General features: G+C 43.4%; 4 protein-coding genes, 1 tRNA gene and 1 pseudogene. 3 read left to right on the top strand and 3 right to left on the bottom strand.

From position 1 onward, the window contains the following. Window positions 1–163 precede the first annotated feature (163 nt). Window positions 164–850, bottom strand: coding sequence for a diacylglycerol/polyprenol kinase family protein (locus O9290_RS20495; protein ID WP_002757750.1), 687 nt, complete (start codon window positions 848–850; stop codon window positions 164–166). 55 nt (window positions 851–905) lie between these two features. Between O9290_RS20495 and yidD the strand changes: the two genes are divergently transcribed. Then, complete coding sequence (gene yidD / locus O9290_RS20490; protein WP_002757748.1) at window positions 906–1,136, top strand: membrane protein insertion efficiency factor YidD; 231 nt, start codon at window positions 906–908, stop codon at window positions 1,134–1,136. A gap of 154 nt (window positions 1,137–1,290) precedes the next feature. Here the strand turns inward: yidD and O9290_RS20485 are convergent, their stop codons facing one another. Further along, a complete protein-coding gene (locus O9290_RS20485) occupies window positions 1,291–2,049 on the bottom strand; it encodes an LmeA family phospholipid-binding protein (RefSeq protein ID WP_002757745.1) in 759 nt (252 codons plus the stop codon). Between the two features lie 198 nt (window positions 2,050–2,247). Here O9290_RS20485 and O9290_RS20480 point away from each other — a divergent pair, with 198 nt between their 5' ends. Together O9290_RS20480 and O9290_RS20475 are read left to right on the top strand one after the other, a co-directional pair. Then, window positions 2,248–3,387, top strand: coding sequence for a ferrochelatase (locus O9290_RS20480; RefSeq protein ID WP_052276752.1), 1,140 nt, complete (start codon window positions 2,248–2,250; stop codon window positions 3,385–3,387). A gap of 88 nt (window positions 3,388–3,475) precedes the next feature. Next, window positions 3,476–3,548, top strand: a tRNA-Arg gene (locus O9290_RS20475). Between the two features lie 158 nt (window positions 3,549–3,706). Here O9290_RS20475 and O9290_RS20470 read toward each other — a convergent pair. After that, window positions 3,707–3,849 (bottom strand): annotated as a pseudogene (locus O9290_RS20470) (IS1 family transposase); the annotation flags it as partial. Between the last annotated feature and the right edge of the window lie 131 nt (window positions 3,850–3,980).

Here is a 3,980-nt window from a genome sequence, read left to right as displayed (position 1 = left end):
AAAGCTGATTGCTAACATAGAACGTAGGTTGGGTTGAAGCATGAAACCCAACACCCGCTCATGTTACGCTACCACTAACCCATCCTAACAAATAATTGTGCCTCCCTACTTAGCTTAACCAATGAGGTTTTAGATTCGGCCCTTGTGAATAAGCTGAGATAGCCTAGCTTGAGATGAAAATTTGGGTAAGAAAATAGGCAATTGCGGCACTACCAACGGGTACAGTGAGATTATCTATACCTAGTTTCGAGAAAGTTTCTAGAATAGTGGCTCCGATCGCTGTTAATAAAGATACTAGAATAATTGGCGGATTAATGCCATTAACAAAAGATAAAATAATCAAGCTGACTAGAAAGCTGACTCCTAACATAGTCAGGGAACCTTCCAGACTTTTGCCACTGCCGAAAATTTTGTAGGGATGTTGACCAAAATTTTGTCCCACTAGGGCTGCTAATCCGTCTCCTAAAGCCATAATTAAAATACCCATTGCCGCATATTCGGGGTGAGAAATTGGCCAAAAATAAGCCACGAGAACACCGATACTAACAGCATAAAAAAAAGTTCCCCAACTGCGGCGGCCAACACTATTAAGACTGGGTAAAATGGGGAAAAAATAGGATAGGATAGCAATAATTGCCGCTAGGATGGCCGCACTTATTCCCACCCAAGCGGGGATATTTAACCACCAAGCAAAAAGGATGACGTTTCCTGTGCCAATGTGGACAACTTTGCGGGTAATTTCGCCATCGGTACTGAAAAGACTTTTTAATTTTTCAGCGATCAGAATCAGAACAGCTAGGTAACAGGCGACTAAACCGATCGAAAATAGGAGAGAGTGGGATAGTTCCACGTGGCAAAAGCGAAAATTGACTATCTATTTAGTTTAGGCGATCGAGGTGACATTGATGAAAGGAATTTTTATTGGCTTAATTGAGGGATATAGACGGTTTATTTCGCCGCTATTTCCCCCTTCCTGTCGTTTTCAACCCACCTGTTCCCAGTATGCCATGGAAGCGATTGATCGCTTTGGTGTGCTGCGGGGTTCTTGGTTAGCAATTAAGCGTATTCTCCGTTGTCATCCCTTTCACCCCGGAGGTTACGATCCTGTGCCTCCCTGTAGCCACAAGCACGATTAAAAGCCACAGTAGTTATCTCAATGGTGAGATACGAGGTTTTCGTTTTGGGGATTCAGGAGTCAGGATTCAGGAGTCAATACCAAATTAGGTTATACTTCATTTTTAGGGTAAAGTCTGTAAAACTCTTGATATTTTTAGACCCGTTGATGATTGCCTATTTTCTTTGGGGAAAACGCTCGATATCGGCGATACCATAAAAGATGATCTGTTTATCTTTTAAACGTAGTCGATCGACCCTTAATTGAGTACCATCGAGAGCAAATTTATCTAAATCCATGAGGTTGTTAACATGGCTGATTAAAGCTTCTCCTAAAGCTTTCGATCTTTCGTCCCCTTGATAAACCACCTCAACAAATTGAATTTTTCGCCGTTCTTCCACAACCACAGCAGTGGTCATTTCTAGAAGAATTGGCTCTTCTTCTCCCAATTTGATGAGACTTTTCAGAGTTAAAGTTTTATCGTCATTGAGAATTAATTCCGTATTCTGACAGTGAATTGATTTACCTTCGTACTCTAATCTTTGCAGTTTTTCGACAATAAAAGGTGTATTAAAAGAGGTGGTTAAGTCTTCTTCCGTTAAAACTACCCGCAAAGTGGCCCGCGTCGGTTGACGGAGTTTTACCTGTCCGGTAAAAATGGCACTAAAATCGATCGCCACCGCTTGTACATACAATTCCATGGCTTCGATGCGTAGGCCATTGTACATCAGCATCGACTGACCGATAAAGTCAAAACCGTCGATACTGCCTTGCAGTAATTTGGCCACGGGTTCGGCGCGGACAGTGGCTTTCAGCTTGCCTGTCCGTTTGAATAATGCAGCGATCGCAGCACTCACCGCCTTACTGATGAGTTGATCGCCGCTCTGATTGGGAAAAGGTAAGCTACCAAACACGCCTGCTGTCATATCTCTCATAGGTGGGACTGCAACGATCTTAACATTATTTAAAGTTTCTTTACATATCGTTTTGTTAATGAAGATGATAAGCAATCTGTATGATTCTGTAGAGGTTATAAATTTTTAGCGGTCTATCCCGTGCGAGGGGATAGGATAGAAAAGTGCTACTATCCCAGTGATATAGCGTTTTTCACTTAGAAAATCGGGGTTAAAAACGTGGTTGCCATTTCAGATCAACAACAGTTAGCCGCTACCCACAACCACAGCGATCGAGTGGCGGTATTATTGATGGGATACGGGGAAGTGGAGAGTTATGAGGACTTTGCCAACTATAATGAACAGGCCTTAAATTTGCTGACGGCTAAGTTCGCTCCTGTACCGACTTGGGTTTATCCTCCCCTAGCGAAATTATTGGCCCTATTTGACCTACACGAATGGCAGCACCAGCATAATCACTTTATTTCGCCCCATAACCACATTTTCGAGCATCAAAGACAGGAAATCGAGCGCAATTTACAGGCAAAATGGGGTAATCGGGTGGAGGTATTCAAAGCGTTTAACTTCTGCGCGCCTTTTTTACCGGCACAGGTGTTAACGGAAATCCGCGAACGGGGATTCGAGAAAATTTTGATCTATCCTCTCCTCGTTGTTGATTCTATCTTTACCAGTGGCATTGCGATCGAACAAGTTAACAAAGCTTTAGCTCAGGGACAAACGGGGGAACATTGGGTCAAAGGATTGCGCTATATTCCCTCGTTTTATAACCAACCCGCTTACATAGAGCTAATGGCGCGGTTAGTGGAGGAAAAAATCGCGGCCGAGGTAGCTAGTAGCTGTCTTCCCTCGCAAATTGGCATTATTTTAATGAATCACGGTTGTCCCCACGAAGCTAAGGGATTTACGTCGGGAATCGATGAAAGTCAAGCTTTATACGAGTTAGTCCGGGAAAAATTAATCTATCGTTATCCCTTGATTTCTGTGGGTTGGTTAAATCACCAAACCCCTTTAATTAAATGGACGCAACCGAATGCAGAGTTAGCGGCGAAGAATTTAATCGAATTGGGGGCCAAAGCTTTAATTTTCATGCCAATTGGCTTTGCTACGGAAAATCACGAAACTTTGCTGGATGTGGAGCATATTATCGAAGCTTTACGCCGCAAACACAACCAGGTTAATTATGTGCAGATGGCCTGTGTCAACGATAACCCCGAATTTTGCCAGATGGTCGCCGATTGGGCCGAGGAACATATCGAAGCTTTACTATCACAAGAGGCTTTATCTGTCAATAGTTCTGTAACAATTCCTCACATTCATTCCGATCACCATCATCACCACGGACATCACCACCATCATTAAGCTTGGACAGTGGCAAAGAGGGGCAACGGCGAAAATTAGTCCTACCACTTGTCACTGTTGGAGCTATAATCTATAATTGTGCTTTCTTGGGTACGTAGCTCAATGGATAGAGCATCCGCCTTCTAAGCGGACGGTTGTAGGTTCGATCCCTACCGTACCCGTTATTGCCGACTAGGTATGGGAAGGCGGATGTGGTGGGCTGCCAATTGCGAATCAAGTTGCTCTGATGAGCTTCTGGTCTGGCATTGAACTTGAGGTGGTGTGAATTCTGCGTAGAGGAATGAAATTTGGGTAGTGATTTTATTGTAGTGGTGATAGCTCAAACCTTTGCTAATTGGGCATTGTAGTCATGAATAAAATACCAAAGGGTTCCCCAACGTGATTCTCCATTTTTTTAGAGAAAGATAGACTCTCTCTCACCAGCCGAGAAATCCTTTGTCGAAAGGTATTATTTAGGGTCTGCTGAAAAAGTTTTTCCTGGGGGTAGGAGTCAGTAGCCGGTCGTCAGGAGTCGGTCGTTTTAGGCTTTGTTGCCCTTGTTTTTTGTACCAAGCGATGTACTACAAGAAGGATAATGCAAGGTTTTTGAACGT

This window comes from Microcystis sp. LE19-41.2A (assembly GCF_027530405.1).
GTDB classification, from domain to species: domain Bacteria; phylum Cyanobacteriota; class Cyanobacteriia; order Cyanobacteriales; family Microcystaceae; genus Microcystis; species Microcystis aeruginosa.
The sequence above is the reverse complement of the archived record's forward strand: the minus strand, read 5'-3'. Positions and strand labels throughout refer to the sequence as shown.